This window comes from Methylocaldum sp. (genome assembly GCF_035627495.1).
Classification (GTDB): domain Bacteria; phylum Pseudomonadota; class Gammaproteobacteria; order Methylococcales; family Methylococcaceae; genus Methylocaldum.
The window spans coordinates 1-15767 of the sequence record NZ_DASPLO010000194.1 but is presented as its reverse complement, the minus strand read 5'-3'; the positions used below and the strand labels follow the sequence as shown (position 1 = coordinate 15767).

Genomic DNA, 15767 nt, shown 5'->3' with positions numbered 1-15767 from the left:
CATTTATTTATTTGATTTGGTGAGAATTTTGTCGCATTTTTACAAAAAGCTCACGATCGGTCAGGATCTGGGCTCGGTACTGGTCAGAGGGCTGCGCGAAGCAGCCTTTTTGATTTACCTGGCAATTTCGCTGTTTTTCCTGATCTCCCTCACGACCTTCGACCTGGGCGATCCGGGCTGGTCCCATAACGGTACGGGCAAAGCCATCGCCAACGGCGGCGGCGCCGTCGGGGCTTGGCTCGCGGATTTCTCCCTCTCCCTGCTCGGAATCACGGCTTTCCTGTTTCCTTTTCTGCTGTCCGGCTACGGCTACTCCATCTACAAAGGCCCCGCATCGGAAGAACCGTCGAGCGCCGCGAATTACCTGCTTCGCTGGTTCGGTTTCGGGGCGGCGATGGCGGCAGGGGCTGCCTTGGCCGATATTCATGTGCTCCGCCCCCCGCTTTCCCTCCCGGAAACCAGCGGCGGCATTCTGGGCCAGGAATCGGCCGGGTTATTGACCGGAGCGTTCGGCACAACCGGCGCCACCGTATTGCTCGTCTCGTTTTTTTTGGCGGGCATTTCGCTTTACACCAGCCTCTCTTGGCTGGGCTTGCTGGACACGGTGGGGAAAGGCGGCTTGGCCGTCGCCAACGGCTTTTTCGCCGTTTTCCGGGCGCTTGCCGGAACTCCGGCGCCGGAGACGCAGAGTGAGGCGAGCGAATTCCGGGCAGACGTACCGAGAGATAGGACCAAGCCCAAGCGAATCGAGCCGACGGTCAAGCGAAAAGCCCAACCTGCCGAAATCAAAGACGTCAAAGAAACCAAAGAACCGGACAGATTCCGAAAAGCCGCGAAACCGATTACCCTGCCCCTCGTCAACGAGGGAGAGCTGCCGCCTCTCAATCTGCTCAACAGCATTGCTCCGAAGATCAAGGGCTACTCCGACGCCGCCTTGGAGGAGATGTCCCGGCAAGTCGAGACGATCCTCGATGATTTCGGCGTGGAGGTCCAAGTCACGGACGTCCATCCCGGCCCCGTTATCACGCGGTTCGAAATCCAGCCGGCCGCCGGCGTCAAAGTGAGCCGGATCAGCGGACTGGCGAAGGACCTGGCGCGGGCCTTGTCCGTCACCAGCGTCCGGGTGGTCGAGATCATCCCCGGCAAGTCGGTGATCGGCCTCGAAATCCCCAACGAGGAACGCGAAACCGTACTGCTCCATTCGGTGATATCGTCCGAGCATTACCAGCACTCCGGCTCGCCCTTGACCCTGGTGCTCGGAAAAGACATCGGCGGACAGCCGGTGGTGGCGAATCTCGCGCGCATGCCTCACCTTCTGGTGGCCGGCACCACCGGCTCCGGCAAATCGGTCGCCGTCAACGTCATGATTCTCAGCATGCTGTACAAGGCCTGCGCGGACGAGGTTCGCCTGATCATGATCGATCCCAAGATGCTGGAACTCTCGGTGTACGAGGGCATTCCCCATCTTTTGACCCCGGTCGTAACCGACATGAAGGAAGCCGCCAACGCCCTCCGCTGGTGCGTGGCGGAAATGGAGCGGCGCTACAAGCTGATGTCCATGCTGGGTGTCCGGAATCTCGCGGGTTTCAACCAGAAGGTTACCGAGGCCATCGAATCCGGCAAGCCGATCCGCGATCCCATGTGGTCCGCCGATCAGGCCTTGATGGACGAGGAGCCCCCTACTCTAACGCCGCTGCCCTACATCGTCATCGTCATCGACGAACTGGCGGACATGATGATGATCGTGGGCAAGAAAGTGGAGGAACTAATCGCCCGTCTGGCGCAGAAGGCGCGCGCCGCCGGACTGCATTTGATTCTGGCTACCCAGCGGCCGTCCGTGGACGTTCTCACCGGCTTGATCAAGGCCAACATCCCGACCCGAATCGCCTTCCAGGTGTCGTCGCGGATCGATTCGCGCACCATCATCGACCAAGGCGGCGCCGAAGCCTTGCTGGGCAACGGCGACATGCTCTACCTCCCCCCCGGCACGGGGCTGCCGGTGCGCGCGCACGGCGCTTTCGTGTCCGATCAGGAAGTGCACAACGTGGTCGAGTTCCTGAAACGGACCGGGCGCGCCAACTACATCGACGAGATCACCCGGTTCTCCGAGGACGGCGGCGATTTTTCCGGCGTCAAGTCTCCCGGCGGCGACGGGGAAGAGCTGGACGCGCTGTACGACGAGGCCGTGCGCTTCGTCACCGAGTCCCGCAAGGCGTCGATTTCCAGCGTACAGCGGCGATTCAAGGTGGGCTATAACCGCGCGGCGCGGATGATCGAGGACATGGAGAAAGCCGGCATTGTCGGCGCCGCCGAAACGAACGGAAGCCGCGAGGTATTGGCTCCGCCGCCGCCCGAACTTTAAGGTCCGGCCCGAGCCTCTTGACTTGTTGCTCAATTATCTTTGGGTCGGCTTTTTCCTGACGGCCTTTCTGTCCGGGCTGGTACAGTGGATGTGGTTGGGCGATGCGGAGATATTCGCCCGCCTCATGCAGGCGGTGTTCGACAGCGCCAAAGCGGCTTTCGAGATTTCCCTGGGACTGACCGGAGCCTTGGCCTTTTGGCTGGGGATTCTCCGGGTCGGCGAGCGCGGCGGCTTTCTCCGGTTGCTCACCCGAGGGCTGACGCCTTTACTCCGGCGCCTGATGCCGCAGGTTCCGCCGGATCATCCGGCCATGGGCGCCATGGTGATGAATCTCTCGGCGAACCTGCTGGGCCTCGATAACGCCGCCACGCCGCTCGGCATCAAGGCCATGCAGGAGCTGCAAAGCCTGAACCGGCAGCCGGATACCGCCACCAACGCCCAGATCCTGTTCTTCGTCATCAATGCTTCGTCCATCACTTTGTTCCCCGTGTCGATTCTGGTATTTCGGGCACAGATGGGCGCGGCTCATCCGGCGGACGTCTTCATTCCCATCGTGATGGCGACGTTTTGCTCCACTTTCGCCGGATTCGCGAGCGTCGCTCTCCGGCAACGCATCGATCTTCGCGATCCGGTCATCTTGATCTATTTAGCCGGATTCATGCTGGCCGTTGCGGGACTGACATTTTATTTCGGCGGCATGAATCAGGACGATATGCAGCGAAACTCCGCGGCTTTCAGCAACCTGCTGCTGTTCTCCTTGATCGCACTGTTCTTGGCCGGCGCCATTTACCGACGGGTCAATGCTTACGAAGCTTTCATCGAAGGCGCGAAGGAGGGGTTTCACACGGCGATCACCATCCTGCCCTATCTTGTGGCGATGCTCGTCGCCATCGGAGTACTGCGCGCGAGCGGACTGCTCGAAGCCATCATGTCGGGGATGCGGTCCCTTTGCTATTTAATCCAGGTCGATGCGCGCTTCGTCGATGCCTTGCCCACGGCATTGATCAAGCCGTTCAGCGGCAGCGGCGCCCGCGCGATGATGTTGGATAGCATGCGCACCTATGGCGTCGATTCTTTTCCGGCGCGCCTCGCCACCATCATTCAGGGCAGCACCGAGACAACTTTTTACGTTCTTGCGGTCTATTTCGGAGCGGTCGGTGTCAAAAACGTGAGATATGCAGTAGGCTGCGGGCTTCTGGCGGATCTGGCCGGAGTGCTTGCGGCCATTGTCATTACCTATCGATTCTACGGTTAGCGGAACATCATGCGCGTCAACTTGAAAGCCTTAGGCTGCCGCCTCAACGAGGCGGAACTCGAAACCTGGGCGCGGCAACTCCAACGGGAGGGCCATCGCATCGTCGATGACTCCGAGGAGGCCGATCTCGTAGTGCTCAATTCCTGTGCGGTTACGCAGGACGCCGTGCGAAAGTCGCGGCATCTGATACGCCGGACGGCAAGGGAAAACCCCCGGGCTAAGCTCGTGCTGAGCGGATGCTACGCCACGCTGAACCGTGAGGAAGCGGAGGGGTTGGGCGTCGATCTGGTCGTCGCCAATCAGGACAAGGGAAACTTGATCGATATCGCCAAGGACGAACTCGATCTGCCGATCATGCCGGCCTTTTCGACCGAACCCAGCGAGTCGGCAATATTCCGGCTCGGCCGGCAACGTGCATTCATCAAGGTTCAGGATGGGTGCCGTTACCGCTGCACGTTTTGTATCGTCACCGTAGCGCGGGGCGAAGAGCGGAGCCGGAACATCGAGGACATCGTCGGCGAGATCAACGACCTGCATGGCCAGGGCATTCAAGAAGCAGTGCTCACCGGCGTTCATCTGGGCGGGTACGGTAGCGACCTCGGCTACGGTCTCGATCGGCTGATTCGCGCCATACTCGAACGCACCGATATCCCGCGCCTGCGCCTGGGCTCCCTGGAGCCCTGGGATCTGCCGGATTCCTTTAGCGAGCTTTTCGAGAATCCGAGGTTCATGCCGCACCTGCATCTGCCGCTGCAAAGCGGCTCCGATTCGGTGCTGAGACGCATGGCGCGGCGCTGCAAGACGGCCGATTTCGCCCGGCTGGTGGAACAATTGCGGAAAGACGTACCGGATATCAATATCACCACCGACGTGATCGTCGGATTTCCCGGCGAAACCGAAGCGGAGTGGCGTGAGAGCTTAGCGTTTATCGAAGGGATGGGATTCGGCCACATCCACATCTTCGCCTATTCGCCCCGATCCGGCACCAAGGCCGCAGAGATGCCCGGCCATGTCCCCGCCGAAATCAAGAAGGCCCGCAGCCGTGCGCTGCACGAGGTCTCGGAAAGACAGAAGCGGGCGGGCCTCGAACAGTTTTTGGGCCGCGAATTTCCGGTGCTTTGGGAAACGGAGAGAACAGCGCCGGATAACAGCTTTGACGTTTTCGGGTACACGCCGAATTATCTGCGCGTGGCTGCCCGAGCGGAACCCGAGCGATCCCTGGCGAACCGGATAACCGCCGCTCGGCTGACGGTGATCGCCGATTCGGGCGATTATCTTTTGGCCAAACCGATATCCGGCTGATTCCCGGATTGTCCTTCCAGAAAATAAAGCGTGGCGCCGATCACGGCCGCCGGAGGTATCAGCACGTTCAGCACCGGCACGGTGAGCCCCAGCGTGACCAATCCGCCGAAGCCTACCACGCCGAACGGAAGCCTCTTCGCGATTCGGCGCTGCTCGTCAAACTCGAAACCTTGGGCTTCCAAGGGATAAGCCATATATTCCAGGGCCAGGAACCACGCGCTGAACGCTAGCCAGAGCAAAGGCGCGATGAGGTTGAGGCCCGGAATCAGAAATAGAATGAGCAGCGGGATGGCGCGGGCCAGGAAATACATCAGCCGCTTTGCCTCGGACAGCGAACCGCTTATCAACGCTTTACTGAAAGACCCTTCCGATACCGGCTCCGGCCGGCCTTTCATCAAAACGATCGTACTTTCCGCCAAGCGTCCGTAAAAAGGCGCTCCGATCAAATTGGCGAGCACCGTGAAGGTAAAGTACATGATGAGCAGAAAACTCAGGCCGAAAATGGGCCAAAGCAGCCAACGCAGGAAGTCCAGCCAGGCGGGTACCAGCCAGTTCATGAATACCGAGAAATAATGAATCCCGCCCGCCAGGGCTATTCCGTAGAGCACCAGGTTGATCAGGAGAGGAATCCATACGAGATGGCGCAGCCCAGGCCTCGCGAGCAAGCGAAGTCCGCGTAAGAGGCAGGCGGCGGAAAAATGCAGGTTGTTGAGTTTTTCAGTGTTCACTAGGCAACTGATTCGGTCAGATCCGGATAAAGAACAGTATGTAGGTATGTAGGTATGTAGGCCGGAATAAGCCTATCCTGAGCCCGGCCTACGGAGGAAGGGCTAAAGCTCCTTTTGCGTAAGTTCTGATACCGAATTCCGGAATTTGCGGAATGCTACGGCGCAGCATCGGAACAGGTCTTGAACAACGAGGGGTTCATGCCGTACCGGCTGAGCAAACGGTAGAACTCGGTCCGGTTACGCTTGGCCAGCTTGGCGGCCTGCGTCACATTGCCGTTGGTCATCTGCAGCAGCCGGATTAGATAGTTTCGCTCGAACTGCTCCCGGGCCTCCTGCAAGGACAGGAACGACGACGGTTCGTCCCTTAACGCCCGCTGCACCAGCGTCACGGGAATCAGCGGCGTCGAGGATAGCGCCACGCATTGCTCCACGACATTACGGAGTTGCCGCACGTTTCCGGGCCATTCGAAATTCACGAAGCACTCCATGGACTCCGGCGAAAAACCTTTGACCCGATTGCCGTACGTTTCCGCAAGATCCCGCAGGAAATGCATCGCCAACAAAGGAATATCCTCGGGGCGCTTGGATAAAGGCGGCAACATCAAGGTGACGACGTTGAGCCGGTAATAAAGGTCCTCGCGAAAATTCCCTTCCGCCATGGCCTTGTCCAAATCCGCATGGGTCGCGGAAATGATTCGCACGTCCACCGGTTCGTCATCGGTGGCGCCCACCGGGCGCACCTTCATTTCCTGAAGCGCGCGTAGCAGCTTGGCCTGGAACGACTTGGGCATATCGCCGATTTCATCCAGAAACAAGGTACCGCCGTCCGCGGCCCGGAAGAGCCCTTTGTGATCGCGGGTGGCGCCGGTAAATGCGCCTTTGCGATGGCCGAAAAGTTCGGATTCGAAAAGATTCTCCGGAATCGCACTGCAATTGACGGCCACAAATGGCCCATCCGCCCGCGTGCTGGCCTCGTGAATGGCGCGCGCGAGCAACTCTTTGCCGGTACCGCTCTCCCCGCCGATAAATACGCTCGCCTTGCTCTGCGCGACACGATTGGCTTGGCTCAGCAGTTCTTCCACGAGAGGGCTCTGGGTGATGATGTGTTGCCGCCAGGCCTCCTGGTCGACGGTGACACCGCTGGTGAGCCCGATCCGCATGGCTTCGTTGACCAGCTTGACCAGTTCGTTCTTGTCCACAGGCTTGGACACGAAGCCGAAGACGCCCCGCTTGGTCGCACTCACGGCATCGCTGATCGTGCCGTGGGCTGTCATGATGATGAAGGGCAGTGTCGGATATTGCTCATGGAGGACGTCGAACAGCGCCAGGCCATCCATGCCCTCCATGCGCAAGTCCGTCACCACCACATGGGGGCGGAACACGGATACCCGCGAAATGGCTGCCGGTCCGCTATTCACGGTTTCCAGCTCGAATCCAGCCGCGGTGAGGCGCAGGGCCACCAGGCGCAACAGATCCGGATCATCGTCCACCAATAGGACACGTTTACGTGCGGTATTCATAGGATTATTGTCCGACACCTGGTTCGTCTAGACTCTGCTCGATGGCCTTGAGCGCATCCAGCTTCTCTTGAAGGTCTTTCAGCTCGCTCTCTTGGGTTTTCAGCTGCCGGTGCACTTTCTTTTCTTTCGATACGGTGTGAGACGCCTGGCGCTCCGAGTTTTTGCGCTTCTCGATCTCGTTGTCGAGACGGCTCAGAATTTCCTTCTGATAAATCAACAACGCCTTAAGACGCTCGTCCTGCAGTTCGGCCAAAGAGGCGTCCACGATTCCGGCGGTACTGCGGATGTCGCCGCACACCTCCGTAGCCGCCTGCGCAAAGAAAAGATGCAGACGTACGCCCAAGCTTCGATCCGCTTGATAGCGCTGCAACAGCTGCTGGCATTCGGAAAACCGATCGGCCGGGGACAAGCGGGCAACGTAGCCGGCAAAATGGAGGAGATCCTCGAACGCATAGCTGGCATATTTCTGTTCGGGCTTATGGGGTGCGGCGTCAGCATGCTCCTTGCTCCTGAATCCTGCGCAACCCGTGATAGCAAACAGCACAATCAGAGCTGTAGCGCGGGTGGGGAATTTCATCTATTGCTTAATCTAGCCGTAAAGGTATTTGCACCCGAATGCGGGCGCCTTTTTTATCCGAGCGGGGCTCCAAGGCTTCAACCTTGCCATGATGACCGGAAACGCATTCACCGACAATGGCCAAACCCATGCCCGTGCCCGCGACACCGTCCTTGCGGGCGGCCTTTCCCTGAAAAAACGGCTCGAAAACGTGCTTGCGCTCGTCAGGTTCTATACCCGGGCCGTCATCTTCGACCTCCAACTCCATGTGGCCGCCATTGTGACGAAGCGTCACGCGAATCTCGCCGCCGATAGGCGAGTATTTAACTGCATTTGACAGCAGATTATCAACAACGGTACGTAACTGGTCCGGATTTCCGTCGATTTCAACCGACCGCAATTGATCGGTCAACTCGATGGACTTGGTGCGCAACCGAATCTGGTAATCCTCGATCAGTTCTGATACGAGCTTCCCCATATTGACTGTTTCCCGAAGCAACGCGCCGGGGCGGGTATTGACTTGGCTGTAATTGATCAATTCGGCAATCAGCGTATCCAGCTTCTGGGTATTGCTGACCACGATCTGGGCGATCTCACTCTGTTCGGTGTTAAGTTCCCCGACCACTTCATCCGCCAATAGCTCGGTGCCTTCATGGATGGTTGCCAAGGGAGTCTTGATTTCGTGAGACACATGACGGATGAATTGCTGCTTGCCCTCCTCGAGAGCCCGGAGCCGGCTGCGCAGCCAATCCAGCCGTTCGCCCAGATATTCCAAATCCTTCGGTCCGGTCACCTCGATCGGCCGAATGAGGTCGCCGGCTCCGAGTTTGCGTATCGCGCGGTCCATCTGCCGCACCGACCGGATGATGAAAAACGTTACAAACGAAATCAAGACCACCGAGACGGGCAGCAGAACCGACGATTCCTGTAACATGCGGCGCTGAACCGCATCGGACCTGCTCTCCAAGTTGTCGACTTCGAAGTCCACAATCTCCGAAAAACCACGGGCGAGATTCCGTGCCTTCAGATTGAGTGCCGAAAACATCTCATCGGCCTTTTCCAGGCGGACTTTTCTAATGCCGTCCCGCAGCTCGCGTGTCGCACCGGAACGACGGCTATTGGTTTTCTCGGACCTTGCCGCCGACTCATTTGAAATCGTTGAAACATGCTGGTAGATCGCGCCCTCGTCGACCGAAAATTGCTGGAGCTGAGCGACCAACGCGGAGTCGTCCGTCAGACTCAAAAGATTACTGATCACCTCGCCGAAATCCCGGTGAACCGCCTCGAAAGCCAGGCGGCTCGCCGAATCCTCCAAAACCATGAGCCGCTTGGCCTTGCGCTCGAAATCGGTAAGCTTCTCGCGAAGCATTTCCTTTTTCTGGCTGATTTGGGCCACCCGGTAAGCCGTCTTTTGGGAGGAAACCGCCAATTCTTTGACCGCCGTCACCGCGAATACCAAGGCAAGCACCAAGGGCAGTATCGCCACCGTAAAACCGACAAGGATCAGCTTCCTGAGCGATATCGCCCGGAGTAGATTGAAAAAGATCAGCATGAATTGTTAGCTGGAATTCCGACCGTAGTCGAGTGCGTTTCTTAAAGTCTCTGCCAGAAGGGGGGCCAAGAACACGACGTTCGTGGCATGGAGAATACTGTCGCTGCTGCCGATCTCCGAAACGCCGCTCTGCAGCAGCTTATCGACGGCATCGTCGACAAATAACGGGTGCGTCACCAGCACGCCGACTTTCTCAACCCCCTGTGCGCGCAGCTTGGCGACGGCTTCGACCAACGTCGTGCCGGTACTGGCCACATCGTCAATCAGCACCACGCTTCGCCCCCTCACCTGAAAATCGGGCGTCTCCACGGAGACCGCCCTGTCGCCGAAGCGTTGCTTAACGGCGATAGCGAAGGGAAGCCCACACTCCTTCGCAACGGCGCTTACCCATTGCTCGGATTCGGCATCCGGCCCCACTAGCAACGGTTTATCGGACCGGTCCGAGAGATAACGCGCAAACAGCGGAGCGGCCGGTACGACGATCGAATTTCTCGCCGGAACCGCTTCTTCGAGCCGGCTGATGCGGTGCAAATGAGGGTCGACGGTCACGACGTCCTCAAACAATTCCGCTAGAAATCCCCCGATTATTTTTTGACTAATGATCTCACCCGGTCGAAAGGCACTATCCTGGCGCATGTAACACAAATATGGCGCTACCAGAGACACTCGTTTGACACGTTGGTTCCGCAGCGCGCGAGTCACCAGCAGCAGCTCGACCAATTTGTCGTTGGGATTTGGGAGACTGCGAAATACGACGACATGCTCGTCGCTTACCTCCGGCAAGGTCACCTTGCTTTCGCCGTCCGGAAAACGGTGCATGCCGACTTCGTCGTACCGGGCATCCAGAGCCTCCGCCACTGCCATGGCCTGAAGGCGGGAATCGGGAAATCCTAAAATCATGGTCAAAATTCCACGTAAATCTTAGGTATTTTATCGAACTCGCCCAATTCATAACCCGTACGCTGACGAACGAAATCGCAGGCAAAATCATAGTTCGACGGAAATTCCGCGTGAATGCGGTAAAGCACTTCGCCTTTTTCCACCTTATCCCCCAGCTTCTTTAACAAATCGACGCCGGCGCCCTTCGATATCGGCGCTCCGGCCAAGCGTGCGGCATGGGCGAGAAAAAAATTGTCGATATTGGCCACTGCGCCCGAGCGTTCGGCACATACCTCGTAAGTCAGCTTGCCCAGTTCGAATTTTCGCTCTTGCATACCTTGTGCCTGAATAATGCGGTTCATCTTTTCCAAGGCCCGGCCCGACTCTAAAATTTCTCGGGCGATGGCATAGCCCCGGCCGCCGCGCACATCCGGGTCGAACTCGATGATGCGTCCGGCCAGCCTAAGAGCCTTTTCCCGCAAATCGGCCGGAGCACGCGGGTCGTTCTCCAGCACCTGCATCACGTCGCGCACCTCCAAAACCGGCCCGATGCCGCGACCAACGGGCTGCCGGCCGTCTGTGATCACGACCTCCAAATAAAGTCCCAAGCGGTCGCCGACGTACTCGAAAAGCTTGCGCAACTGCATCGCGTCGCGCATGTGCCGGACTTTGGCGGTCGGCCCCACCGGGATATCCAGCAGCAGATGCGTCGCGCCCGCCGCGAGCTTCTTGGACAGAATCGAAGCGACCATCTGGCCCTGCGAATCGATTCCCAGAGGGCGCTCCACCGAGATCAGCATGTCGTCCACAGGCGCCAGGCGCGTCGTTCCGCCCCATACCAGACAGCCACGCTCGACGCGGACCAGCTTGTCCAGGCTTTCCGGCAAAAGATCGATACGCGCCAGAACCTCCATCGTGTCCGCCGTACCGGCGGGCGATGTGATGGCACGGCTCGATGTCTTCGGAATCAAGGTGCCGTGCGCCGCCACGATGGGCACGACCAGCATGGATGTCCGGTTGCCGGGAATGCCGCCGATGCAATGCTTGTCCGCCACCAAGGGTTCGTTCCAGTTGATGCGGCTCCCGGTTTCGAGCATCGCCTTGGTTAAGAGCAGCACTTCATCCCGATCCAGGCCGTTTTGGCCGGTCGCCACCAGAAAAGCCGCCATCTCCATTTTCGAGTAGCGGCTTCTCGCGATATCGCGCGTGATGGAAATATAGTCGTCGTAGCTCAGGCGTTCGCCGCCGATCTTGCGGCGTACGGCATCCATGGACCCCGGCGGCTCCGCCTGCGCGACCCGGACGTCATGCCCCTCTTCCGCGCGCAATTGGCTGAAGGCTTGCTCGGAAAGCCCCAACTCATCGGGATTGACGATCTTGTCGTCATCCACCACGTTCAGCACGGCCTCGATCCGCTCGCCGTTGCAAAAGACCTCGATCTTGGCGAGAGCCTGGAAACCTTCCGCCCGGTAAACCGAACACTCCCGATGCAGATAAGCGACATTCTCCCGATACGTGTCGATGGCGATGCGGCGTAGCTTAAGCCGGTAGCTGATGTGATTGTCGCGGAGATCGGATGCTGTTTCGGTCATAGGTCCGAAATCATTCTCGAAAAACACCTAATTTTTATTGAAGAAGCTGGATTGTTTATCACAAATAGCCCTTAAGCCTTAAAATAGCACGTCACTCGTATTCAGTCGTCCGTCACGTCCACCTGCCGCTTATTCCCGACATGCCCGCCGCCTTTTTCTATCCGATAACCTCGATTGCGGCCTTGCTCGCTTTTTGGCAAGCCGCAGCAATCGTCTCCGGATCGCCGTTGTTGCCGTCTCCCCTCGACGTATCCACGGTATTCCTGTCCGAAGTCCGCTCCGGAGAGCTGCCGTATCATCTCGGCGTAACGCTGGCGCGGCTGGCCGTCAGCTTCGGCCTGGCCATGAGCATGGGTACTGCCCTAGGCATTCTTCTGGGCCGGCACGAAAAGCTGGACCGCTTTTTCGACAGTTGGCTCGTGTTCTTTCTGAACATCCCGGCCCTCGTGACCATTATCCTGTGTTATGTCTGGTTCGGTCTGGTGGAAAGCGCCGCCATCGCCGCCGTGGTGATCAACAAGCTGCCCAATGTCATCGTGACCTTGCGGGAAGGCACGCGAACGCTGGACCGGGACCTTTTGGAAATGGCCGAAGCGTATCGGTTCGGCCGGTACAAGACTTTGCGCCACGTCATCTGGCCGCAGCTCTATCCGTTCTTCATCGCCGCCTCGCGTACCGGACTCGCGCTGATTTGGAAGATCATCCTGGTCGTGGAGCTTCTCGGACGCAGCAACGGCATGGGTTTTCAATTGCACCTGTTCTTCCAAATGTTCAACGTCTCCGCCATCCTCGCCTACACCATCGCCTTCGTCATCGTCATTCAATTTATCGAGATCGGCATCCTCAAACCGCTCGATCGCCACGCCAAACGGTGGCGCCGATGACCGCGATTCAGATCGAGATTGCCAGAAAAGCCTACGGGCCCAAGGGAGAAGCGGGCGCGCCCGCGATCCTCCAAGATTTATCGATCACGCTCGGAGCCGGCGAATTCGCCTGCATCGTCGGCCCGTCGGGTTGCGGCAAGACCACGCTGCTCAATATAGCAGCCGGACTGGACCGGGATTACGAAGGCGCCGTTCGAATCGGAACCGGCACAGGCGACGCGCACATCGGTTATGTCTTTCAAAACCCGCGGCTTATTCCCTGGCGCACGGTGCGGGAAAATATCGAGCTGGCCCTGCCGAAAGAAGCCGATCCCGCCTATCTCGACCATCTTTTCGACGTGGTCGGTCTCGCCAACGCGCAGGATGTGTACCCGGAACGGCTGTCCCTCGGCATGAGCCGCCGCGCGGCCTTAGTGCGGGCCTTCGCCGTCAATCCCGACCTGCTGCTCATGGACGAACCGTTCGTGTCGCTCGACCCACCCACGGCCCGCCGTGTCCGCGAATTGGTGATAGCGCTATGGCAAGAACGTCCGCACACGGTGCTATTCGTCACCCACGACCTCCGCGAAGCGATCGAACTGGCGGACCGGTTGATCTTTTTATCGGCACGTCCGGCGTCGGTGATTGGCGACATTCCCGTGGATATTCCGCGCGCGGAACGAACCGAAGCGTCGATAGAATCGTTTCGGCAGAGGCTTTACTCGGATTATCCGGTTATTCGGGTGTTGCTTTAGAGGATTATCAATTGTGCGCCGCCGGCCGATTGCCTGCCGGCGCTTTGATCTCCTCATCCCAGCCATCTTCCAGAGGGAGAATGAGCAAAATGCGTAAGTTCTGAGAGATATATGGGCAGCGTGGACCGGGCGGAGATCAGAGCATCATTCGGAGCTGAAAGACTTCGATTTCACTTCGTTTCCTCCACGCTACTCGCTGGGTTTCGTGCCTCAATCCAGCCTACCGCACTAAACCCATTCCTGTTTTGCTAGAACTTTGAGGATCGGCCTGGCAAGTGACCCCCCGTTTTTTCAACGCCCTGTTTCACTTGATCGTCTACTGTAAGCTTGGATAAGGACGCCAAGTAGAGCATTACTGAAACCGGAACGAGGAAAGTCGGAATCAGCACCAACGGAAACATAGTGATGAGTTCGTTGGGTAGATAAAAAGCGAAACGTTGCAAGGAAGATGGGGAAGTCATAAACCCCATTCCGACGGCCACGGCGAGATCAACAAGCCCGAAGATATTCCAGGCGTAAATCCAGTCTCTATTTTCGCGCGGTCCTCGGGCGTACGCGAGCGCGACAAAGGGTGCGAAAATGCCGACGAGCATGTCGCCTAAACCTGCCGGCCACGCGAACAACCCCGGGAGCTTACCTGAGGCATAAAGAATTAAAAAAATCACTCCCAATGCTCGATAAACCTGAATGCCTACAAGCCAATGCTGAGGCACGACGCCAATCAGTCGTCGCACGGTTGGTGACCGGTAGAACAATAACACGCCGATAATAATGGGCACGAAAATGCCATATTGGATCGTCGGGATGCGATCAGAGGCGGCATGGTAGGCACCTAACAATGCGAGCATAACCGCTACGACAAACCAGCCGATTATACCGGCACTCACAGTTCTAATGGTCCGATCGCGCTCGTGTGTAGACCAATCGGCCTTGATTAGGGAATCGCGTAATCCAAGCAGAATCGCGGCAATGATGCCGAAACTTCCGGTTATGACATAGTATGGAAGATATGCGGGGATGGTCATCCTTAACCTCCGATGTAAGCTTAAAAATTAGATTACGAATCGAAAGCAACCGTTCAATAGCCGTTTAGGAGATGACCGTCTCATTTACTACCCAGATGTTGAAGCAAGTAGTATTGATTTGCGTAGCGTAGAAAAGCATATGAAGAGATGCCAAATATATCAGCCCTGGCAGGCAGCCCGCGTAGAACGCGAGCATATCCGCGTATTACGCCCTTACGGGCCGAAGTGTGATCGAATGCCCGACGAAATTCGTCGATCGATTCGGAGCTGACGTATAGGCAAAAGAAACCCCGCCGAAGCGGGGTCTCTTGCCGTGGGCTTAGGCTCATCGGTCAAACTTCTCCACGACGATGCTGATTTCAGTGGTTGCGCCGAGCAGCCAAATGGAATCCGTCATCTCTCCATGCTCGCGTATCGCTGCGTCAATCGCGCTATCCAACTGCTCTTGAGTATTGCAGGCACCGAGCCGGATGCCCTGTTCAAGCCATCTGGCACCATGATGATCGGCTGTGGGCTCAAGCCAGTAATGAGCTGGTTGTTCAAAGTCGGCCTGTATAGGGGGCGTGTAAGTGCCCGCGGAGTACCAGTGACCGCATAAGCTAGCACCCTGTGTTTTTACTGTAATGGTGTTCATGACACCTTTCCTCTAAAGTGATGGACTACTTTTTTGGGCCCAACAAATCTTTGACAAGGGCTCTTATGGAACGTTGGACACTCTTTACAAAAGAATTTGGACAAGGGGGCCGGGACCAACGTGGATTAGGATCGCCAGGGACAGGCAGATATGGTCTGGGATCTAATTCGCTTGGTGTAAGCCGGACTTTGCCGCTCGAAAGCTCAGTGTAGGCGCTCAATGCGCCGTTTCATCTCCCGAACGGGCGCCTGAACGTCGTAAACGGGCTCCAGTTCACAGATCGGCAACAGGGGTTGCGGGCGACCGGAACGGCGTAGTGGTCCTGGTCCGCCGCGCAGTATTGATACACCCGTTTGGCCCATACCTCGAATTCCCTTTCGGTTTCGGTCACTTCGCAGTCAACATCGAGCGCACCAAGTTTACCGCTGGGCAATACACCAAATCCTTCTAGGGTTATTCACCTTTGCTGCTGGCTTCTTGTTTTAAATCAGAATCATGTTTTGAATATGTTTCTGATTTTTTACACTTATATCAAAGGTGTGCACCGAACGGCATTTGCCGAGAATCGTTTTATAGTTACCGAAACAATAACGGTTTTCTTTTTTAGTCGGTCTTGAAGAATTCGATTTTTCTTTGAAATTGTAAGCTGGTTAGGTTGAGCTTTCTCCCATAACCGGGCCGATCAATGGTAGTGATATCCTTATGGATTCTCTGAGCGCGGACATCAGCCAGGCATAAAAAGCC

13 protein-coding genes are annotated in these 15767 nt (G+C 57.5%); 5 read left to right on the top strand and 8 right to left on the bottom strand.

Translation table 11 applies throughout. From position 1 onward, the window contains the following. Positions 1-28 precede the first annotated feature (28 nt). From VEB01_RS18180 to mtaB, 3 genes are read left to right on the top strand one after another with little or no spacing between them, the layout of a single operon-like run. Positions 29-2362 (top strand): DNA translocase FtsK, encoded by a 2334-nt coding sequence (locus tag VEB01_RS18180; protein ID WP_324877916.1) that lies wholly within the window; start codon positions 29-31, stop codon positions 2360-2362. 22 nt (positions 2363-2384) lie between these two features. Beyond that, the gene (locus VEB01_RS18175; RefSeq protein ID WP_324877914.1) at positions 2385-3617 is read left to right on the top strand and encodes a nucleoside recognition domain-containing protein; all 1233 of its coding nucleotides are present in this window, start codon (positions 2385-2387) and stop codon (positions 3615-3617) included. A 9-nt stretch (positions 3618-3626) separates the two neighbouring features. Continuing rightward, positions 3627-4919 carry a tRNA (N(6)-L-threonylcarbamoyladenosine(37)-C(2))-methylthiotransferase MtaB gene (gene mtaB / locus VEB01_RS18170; protein WP_324877912.1) on the top strand — a complete coding sequence of 431 codons (1293 nt, stop codon included), beginning with the start codon at positions 3627-3629 and terminating at the stop codon, positions 4917-4919. On the opposite strand, the gene cysZ is transcribed toward mtaB, so the two are convergent. The 6 genes from cysZ to VEB01_RS18140 all read right to left on the bottom strand — a co-directional run bounded on the left by cysZ (position 4889) and on the right by VEB01_RS18140 (position 11746). Next, positions 4889-5647, bottom strand: coding sequence for a sulfate transporter CysZ (gene cysZ, locus VEB01_RS18165; protein WP_324877910.1), 759 nt, complete (start codon positions 5645-5647; stop codon positions 4889-4891). The two genes, mtaB and cysZ, sit on opposite strands and share 31 nt — an antisense overlap. A 155-nt stretch (positions 5648-5802) precedes the next feature. Next, entirely contained in the window at positions 5803-7167 is a 1365-nt protein-coding gene (locus VEB01_RS18160; protein WP_324877908.1) for a sigma 54-interacting transcriptional regulator, read from the bottom strand. 4 nt (positions 7168-7171) lie between these two features. Next, the gene (locus tag VEB01_RS18155; RefSeq protein WP_324877906.1) at positions 7172-7744 is read right to left on the bottom strand and encodes a hypothetical protein; all 573 of its coding nucleotides are present in this window, start codon (positions 7742-7744) and stop codon (positions 7172-7174) included. A 7-nt stretch (positions 7745-7751) separates the two neighbouring features. Beyond that, a complete protein-coding gene (locus VEB01_RS18150) occupies positions 7752-9275 on the bottom strand; it encodes a sensor histidine kinase (RefSeq protein WP_324877904.1) in 1524 nt (507 codons plus the stop codon). Positions 9276-9281: 6 nt separating this feature from the next. After that, the gene (locus VEB01_RS18145) at positions 9282-10175 is read right to left on the bottom strand and encodes a ribose-phosphate diphosphokinase (RefSeq protein ID WP_324877902.1); all 894 of its coding nucleotides are present in this window, start codon (positions 10173-10175) and stop codon (positions 9282-9284) included. Between the two features lie 2 nt (positions 10176-10177). After that, on the bottom strand, positions 10178-11746 hold the full coding sequence (locus VEB01_RS18140) for a thymidine phosphorylase family protein (protein ID WP_324877900.1): 1569 nt from the start codon (positions 11744-11746) through the stop codon (positions 10178-10180). Between the two features lie 140 nt (positions 11747-11886). Here VEB01_RS18140 and VEB01_RS18135 point away from each other — a divergent pair, with 140 nt between their 5' ends. Next, complete coding sequence (locus tag VEB01_RS18135) at positions 11887-12630, top strand: ABC transporter permease (protein ID WP_324877899.1); 744 nt, start codon at positions 11887-11889, stop codon at positions 12628-12630. After that, positions 12627-13364, top strand: a complete 738-nt coding sequence (locus tag VEB01_RS18130; RefSeq protein WP_324877897.1) for an ABC transporter ATP-binding protein — start codon at positions 12627-12629, stop codon at positions 13362-13364. Before VEB01_RS18135 ends, VEB01_RS18130 begins: the two co-directional genes overlap by 4 nt. 248 nt (positions 13365-13612) lie before the next feature. Here the strand turns inward: VEB01_RS18130 and VEB01_RS18125 are convergent, their stop codons facing one another. Both VEB01_RS18125 and VEB01_RS18120 read right to left on the bottom strand, forming a co-directional pair. Beyond that, the gene (locus tag VEB01_RS18125; RefSeq protein ID WP_324877895.1) at positions 13613-14389 is read right to left on the bottom strand and encodes a hypothetical protein; all 777 of its coding nucleotides are present in this window, start codon (positions 14387-14389) and stop codon (positions 13613-13615) included. Positions 14390-14714: 325 nt separating this feature from the next. Further along, positions 14715-15023 (bottom strand): hypothetical protein, encoded by a 309-nt coding sequence (locus VEB01_RS18120; protein WP_324877893.1) that lies wholly within the window; start codon positions 15021-15023, stop codon positions 14715-14717. Between the last annotated feature and the right edge of the window lie 744 nt (positions 15024-15767).

Coding starts and splice junctions, on each gene's coding strand:
- VEB01_RS18120 (WP_324877893.1), bottom strand. CDS start 15,023: ATGAACACCATTACAGTAAAAACACAGGGTGCTAGCTTATGCGGTCAC.
- VEB01_RS18125 (WP_324877895.1), bottom strand. CDS start 14,389: ATGACCATCCCCGCATATCTTCCATACTATGTCATAACCGGAAGTTTC.
- VEB01_RS18155 (WP_324877906.1), bottom strand. CDS start 7,744: ATGAAATTCCCCACCCGCGCTACAGCTCTGATTGTGCTGTTTGCTATC.
- VEB01_RS18135 (WP_324877899.1), top strand. CDS start 11,887: ATGCCCGCCGCCTTTTTCTATCCGATAACCTCGATTGCGGCCTTGCTC.
- VEB01_RS18145 (WP_324877902.1), bottom strand. CDS start 10,175: ATGATTTTAGGATTTCCCGATTCCCGCCTTCAGGCCATGGCAGTGGCG.
- VEB01_RS18130 (WP_324877897.1), top strand. CDS start 12,627: ATGACCGCGATTCAGATCGAGATTGCCAGAAAAGCCTACGGGCCCAAG.
- mtaB (WP_324877912.1), top strand. CDS start 3,627: ATGCGCGTCAACTTGAAAGCCTTAGGCTGCCGCCTCAACGAGGCGGAA.
- VEB01_RS18160 (WP_324877908.1), bottom strand. CDS start 7,167: ATGAATACCGCACGTAAACGTGTCCTATTGGTGGACGATGATCCGGAT.
- VEB01_RS18140 (WP_324877900.1), bottom strand. CDS start 11,746: ATGACCGAAACAGCATCCGATCTCCGCGACAATCACATCAGCTACCGG.
- VEB01_RS18150 (WP_324877904.1), bottom strand. CDS start 9,275: ATGCTGATCTTTTTCAATCTACTCCGGGCGATATCGCTCAGGAAGCTG.